At 70.1% G+C, this 5831-nt stretch carries 5 protein-coding genes; all 5 read left to right on the forward strand.

Annotation, left to right across the window (positions count from 1 at the left end; genetic code table 11):
• Positions 1-677: sirohydrochlorin chelatase (locus KD1_RS09705; RefSeq protein ID WP_068401156.1), on the forward strand; the 677-nt coding region annotated here is incomplete at its 5' end.
• A gap of 10 nt (positions 678-687) precedes the next feature.
• Positions 688-1386 (forward strand): lysoplasmalogenase, encoded by a 699-nt coding sequence (locus tag KD1_RS09710; protein ID WP_157073273.1) that lies wholly within the window; start codon positions 688-690, stop codon positions 1384-1386.
• Positions 1387-1462: 76 nt separating this feature from the next.
• Entirely contained in the window at positions 1463-4402 is a 2940-nt protein-coding gene (locus tag KD1_RS09715; RefSeq protein WP_068401162.1) for a leucine--tRNA ligase, read from the forward strand.
• Positions 4403-4419: 17 nt separating this feature from the next.
• A complete protein-coding gene (locus tag KD1_RS09720; RefSeq protein ID WP_068401165.1) occupies positions 4420-5295 on the forward strand; it encodes a DegV family protein in 876 nt (291 codons plus the stop codon).
• A gap of 113 nt (positions 5296-5408) precedes the next feature.
• Positions 5409-5831 (forward strand): hypothetical protein (locus tag KD1_RS16590; RefSeq protein WP_217995857.1); only part of this gene is annotated, 423 nt, incomplete at its 3' end.

A 5831-nucleotide genomic window follows, 5' to 3' on the forward strand; every position in this document is an offset into this window, starting at 1 on the left:
TGATCCTGGCCGCGCACGGCACCCGCGCGGCGGCCGGGCAGACCGCCCTGACGAACGTGCTGACGGCGGTGCGTGCCCGCCTGGCCGGCGTCGACGTGCGGCTGGCGTACGTGGATGTGCTCGAACCCACTGTGGGAGAAGCGCTTTCGTCGTGTGACGTGAATGCGCCCGAGCCCGTCGTGGTGCCGTACCTGCTCACCGCCGGCTACCACGTCGAAGTCGACCTGCCCGAGGCCGTGGCCCACGCCGGTCGCGGCATCGTCACGCCCCCGCTGGCACCCTCACTCGCCGTCGTCGACGCGCTGGCGGACCGGCTCGCCGCCGCGCTGGGCGAGTCCGGGGCCGACCGCGCTCCGGATCACGTGTTGCTCGTCAGCGCCGGGTCGACCCGGGAGGCCGTCCACGACGTCTGGGTCGGGATCGCCGCCGACCTCGCCGACCGACTGCGTACCCCGGTCACGCTCGGGGCGCTCACCGGGGCCGGCGCGGTACCCGATCAGATCGCGCAGTTGCGGGCCGCCGGAGCCGCGCACATCGCCATCGTGGCCGGGCTCCTGATGCCCGGGTACTTCCACGGCACACTCCTGACCGCCGGGGCCGACACCGTGGCCGCGCCACTGGCCGACCACCCCCGACTCATCGACGAGATCATCGCCGCCCACGCCGCCGCTGGTTAGAGTGACCGCCATGCCAGCGACCCGCGCCGACGACGACGCCGCCTTCACGCCCGAGCGGGCCGACCGCGCTCCGCTCATGACCGCCCCCTGGTGGGGTGCCACGGCGCTGGTCGCGCTGCACTGGGCCGCCCTGCTTCTGGACGACGCGTTCCTCGTGGCGGCGACCAAACCGTTGGCCATGGTCGGGATCATCGCGGCCGCACTCGTCTCCGGATTGTTGCGTCGTCGTTGGGGCGCGGCCGCGTTCATCGGTTTGCTCTTCGGCCTGACCGGTGACGTGCTGTTGCTGTGGTCGGGGGAGACGGCGTTCCTGGCCGGGCTGCTCGCCTTCCTGTGCGGTCACCTCGCCTACCTCGTGGCTTTCCGTCGCCACGGTCTGCAGCAGTGGTGGGGCAACGGCGTCGGGCTCATCGCCGTCGTCGCCTGCGTGACCTTCAGCGGCGCGCTGCTGCCGACCCTGTGGCGCGACGGGGGAGTCGCCTCGGCGGGGCCGGTCGCGGCGTACATGCTCGTCATCGGCGCCATGTCGATCGCCGCGTGGGCCACCCGACGCGTCGCCGTCGGCATCGGCGCGAGCCTGTTCGTGCTCAGCGACACGATCCTCGCGATGAACGCGTTCGTGTGGACCGATCCGCCCGGGCCGTTGTCGGTCATGGTGCCCTACCTCATCGGTCAAGGGCTCATCGCCTGGGGCCTCTCGCGCCCGTGACACAGCCGCGCCCGGCACGCCGGGGCGCGGGCGGGTATTCTCGCGGAGTCTGAATCGAGAGGATGCAACGAACCCGATGAGCGAGACTCCGCACCGCTACACCGCCGAACTGGCCGGCCAGATCGAGGTCGCCTGGCAAGACCGGTGGGAGCAGGAGGGCACCTTCCATGCCCCCAACCCGTCCGGTCCGTGGGCGGAGCCCGACAAGGTCGCCGAGTTCGACAACGGTCACCTGCTCGTTCTCGACATGTTCCCGTACCCCTCGGGCGCGGGCCTGCACGTCGGTCACCCCCTGGGCTACATCGCCACCGACGTCGTCGCGCGCTACAACCGCATGCTCGGGAAGAACGTGCTGCACTGCCTCGGTTACGACGCGTTCGGTCTGCCCGCCGAGCAGTACGCCGTGCAGACCGGTCAGCACCCGCGGGTGACGACCGAGGCGAACATCGCCACGATGAAGCGTCAGTTGCGCCGTCTGGGTCTGGGCCACGACGACCGGCGCGTGATCGAGACGATCGACCCGGAGTACTACCGCTGGACGCAGTGGATCTTCCTGCAGATCCACAATTCCTGGTACGACGCCGAGGCCGTGCGTGCCGACGGTGGGCGTGGCCGGGCGCGCCCGATCAGTGAGCTCATCGCGCAGTTCGAATCCGGTCAGCGGGCGGTGCTCTCGGAGGACGGCCGCGGCTGGGCCGATCTGACCGGACCCGAACGTGAGTCGGTGCTTGAGCAGTTCCGCCTGGCCTACGCCTCCGAGGCCCCGGTCAACTGGTGTCCCGGGCTGGGCACGGTGCTCTCCAACGAGGAGGTCACCAACGAGGGCCGCTCCGAACGCGGCAACTACCCCGTCTTCAAGGCCAAGCTGCGTCAGTGGATGATGCGGATCACCGCGTACTCCGACCGTCTCGCCGACGACCTGGACCGGGTCGACTGGCCCGAGAAGGTCAAGCTCATGCAGCGCAACTGGATCGGTCGTAGCCAGGGTGCGCGGGTGACGTTCCACATCGGGGAGCACCCGGTCGAGGTCTTCACCACCCGCCCCGACACGCTGTTCGGAGCGACGTTCATGGTGCTCTCCCCGGAGCACCCGTTGGTCGCCGGTACCGACGGTGACGAGGCCGGAGCGTCGATCGTGGCCTCGTCATGGCCCGAGGGCACGTCGGCGGCGTGGACCGGCGGGCACGCGACCCCGACCGAGGCGGTCGAGGCCTACCGCCTGGCCGCCAGTCGCAAGAGCGATGTCGAGCGGCAGATGGACGCCAAGGACAAGACCGGTGTGTTCACCGGGGCGTACGCGACCAACCCGGTCAACGGCACGGCGATCCCGGTGTTCGTCGCCGACTACGTGCTCATGGGCTACGGCACCGGCGCGATCATGGCCGTGCCGGCCGGCGATGAGCGTGACTTCGCCTTCGCGCAGCAGTTCGGCGTGCCGATCATCGACGTCATCGCCCCGGCCGATCAGCCCGACTGGGCCGGGTCGGTCGCCGACGGCAAGGCGTTCACCGGCAACGGGGTCGCGATCAACTCCAGCAACGACGAGATCTCCCTCGACGGGCTCGCCGTCGACGACGCCAAGGCGCGGATCACCGCGTGGCTGGCGGAGCGCGGTCTGGGCGAGGCCACGGTCAACTACCGTCTGCGCGACTGGCTGTTCTCGCGCCAGCGCTACTGGGGCGAGCCGTTCCCGATCGTCTTCGACGAGGAGGGCACCAGCCACGCCCTGCCCGAATCAATGCTCCCGGTCGTGTTGCCGGACGTGCCCGACTACAGCCCGCGCACGTTCGATCCCGACGACGCGAACACCGCTCCGGAACCGCCGTTGGGTCGCCTCGACGACTGGGTCAACGTCACCCTCGACCTGGGCGACGGCCCGAAGCAGTACCGCCGCGAGACCAACACGATGCCCAACTGGGCCGGGTCGTGCTGGTACTACCTGCGCTACCTCGATCCGGAGAATCGTGAGGCCCTGGTCGACGCGGCCAACGAGCAGTACTGGATGGGGCCGCGGCCGATGACCGTGCCCGGCGCGCCGGCGGGGGTGACCGACCCCGGTGGCGTCGACCTCTACGTCGGCGGTGTCGAGCACGCCGTGCTGCACCTGCTCTACGCCCGGTTCTGGCACAAGGTCCTCTTCGATCTCGGTCACGTCACGAGTGAGGAGCCGTTCCGGCGGTACTTCGCGCAGGGGTACATCCAGGCCTTCGCGTACCGCGACCACCGCGGCCAGCCGGTGCCGGCCGCCGAGGTCGTCGAGGGGGCGCCGGACTCGAAGGGCGAGCCGACGTTCACGTGGAACGGCGAACCGGTCACGCGCGAGTACGGCAAGATCGGCAAGTCGCTCAAGAACGTCGTCTCGCCCGACGAGATGTATGAGGAGTACGGCGCGGACACCTTCCGCGTGTACGAGATGTCGATGGGTCCGCTCGAGTTGAGCAAGCCGTGGGAGACCAGGGCGGTCGTCGGGGCGCAGCGATTCCTGCAGCGGCTGTGGCGCAACGTCGTCGACGAGGAGACCGGGGAAACTCGGGTCGTCGACGCCGAGGTGTCGCGGGAGCTGTCGGTGCTGCTCAACCAGACGATTGCGGCGGTGCGTGAGGACTTCGCGACGCTGGGCTTCAACACCGCGATCGCCCGGCTGATCGAGCTCAACAACGCCGTGACGAAACTCGACGTCGTACCGCGCTCCGTGGCCGAGCCGCTCGTGCTCATGACCGCGCCGATCGCGCCGCACCTGGCCGAGGAGCTGTGGTCACGGATGGGGCACCCGGGCACGTTGACGCACGAACCGTTCCCGCAGGCCGATCCGGCCCTGCTCGTCGAGGACACGGTCACGTGCGTCATTCAGATCAAGGGCAAGGTGCGCGACCGGATGGAGGTCGCCTCCGACATCTCCGAGGACGATCTGCGCGAACTGGCGCTGGCTCGTGAGAAGGTCAAGGCGGCTACGGAGAACGGTGTTCGCACGGTCATCGTGCGGGCCCCGAAACTTGTCAACGTCGTTCCGGCCTGACCTGGAGGATTTGCCTGATGCGCACCGCGATCGTCACTGATTCCACGGCCTGCCTGCCGGTCGACATGGCGGCGGCGGCGGAGGTGACGGTGGTGCCGTTGCACGTCGTCGTCGATGGGGTGGATCACCGCGAGGGCATCGACGTGAGCAATGCCGAGGTGGCCGAGGCGTTGCGCCGTGGCGCGAAGGTCACGACGTCGCAGCCGTCGCCGGAGGAGTTGGAGCAGGCGTACACGCAGTTGGCCGACGAGGGCTACCAGGATGTCGTGTCGGTGCATATCAGCGGCGGGTTGTCGGGCACGGTCGGGTCGGCGGAACAGGTGGCGCGGCGGGTGCCGATCAACGTCCATGTCGTCGACAGCGGCACGCTCGGGATGGCGATGGGGTATCCGGTGTTGCGGGCGGCAGCGTTGGCGGCGCGTGGCGAGGAGGATGCCGAGGTTATCGCGGAGCAGGCGCGATGGGAGTGTGCGAGTTCGTATGCCGCGTTCTACGTGGACACGTTGGAGTACCTCGGCAAGGGCGGGCGGATCGGCAAGGCGGCGGTGTTCATGGGCACGGCGCTGTCGATCAAGCCGTTGCTCGTCGTGCGCAACGGCGTGCTGGCCCCGTTGGAGCGGGTGCGGACGGCGAGCAAGGCGTTGACGCGGTTGGTGGAGCGGGCCGTGGACGTCACCCAGGATCTGCCGGTGTGGGCGAGCACGGTCGACATCGCGGTGCACCACTTCGACGCGGCGGATCGGGCGCGCACCATGCTCGACATGCTTAATGAGCAGGTGCCCCGGCAGGGGCATCGGCAGGTCGTCGAGATCGGCGCGGTGGTCGGGGCCCACACCGGACCGGGCATCGTGGCCGTGGCGATCAGCCCGTACCCCGCGCGCATGGAGGACTGAGTCGCGCCGTGAGGCGGGGCGGGTTGTCCACACCTGCGGTGGCGGAGCGTCGTTGATCCACAGGTGACGATCGGGCTCGGACGCGGGTGGCTGGGGCTGCCTACGTTGTGGGCATGGACCTGCGACGAGGAAACCGCGCGCCGTCTCCGCGGTTGGTGGCGCTGCTCGAGGCCGGTCGGGAGTCGCGAGCTGCCGACCCCTGCGGCGACCGGAACAGCGCGAGTGAGCCGGCGCGCGAATCGGCGGCTGATCCGGCGGGAACGGCGGTAGCCTGGGCACCGAGCAGGGCCGACATCCTCGCGGCGGCGACGGCCGGGGCAGAGCGCGCGGCGGTTGACTCGGCCGCCGATCGTGGGGAGCGGGGTGGCCGGCACCGACGCCAGGTGCGAGATCTCGAGGAGGCTCCGCGCCCGGCTCCGCTGACCGTGCCGGGGGTGCTGCGCGGTGGGCGATATGCCGTGTCGGCGCAGGTCCTCGTCGGTCTCGTGGCGGTGGTGCTCGTCGTCGTGGCGGTGCTCGGCGTGCGGGTGTGGCTT

It is taken from the genome of Kribbia dieselivorans NBRC 106261 (genome assembly GCF_001552435.1).
GTDB classification, from domain to species: Bacteria; Actinomycetota; Actinomycetes; order Actinomycetales; family Dermatophilaceae; genus Kribbia; species Kribbia dieselivorans.

What these genes read in the sequence shown, in the direction of transcription:
- KD1_RS09715 (WP_068401162.1), top strand. Translation starts at nt 1,463, where the DNA reads ATGAGCGAGACTCCGCACCGCTACACCGCCGAACTGGCCGGCCAGATC.
- KD1_RS09710 (WP_157073273.1), top strand. Translation starts at nt 688, where the DNA reads ATGCCAGCGACCCGCGCCGACGACGACGCCGCCTTCACGCCCGAGCGG.
- KD1_RS09720 (WP_068401165.1), top strand. Translation starts at nt 4,420, where the DNA reads ATGCGCACCGCGATCGTCACTGATTCCACGGCCTGCCTGCCGGTCGAC.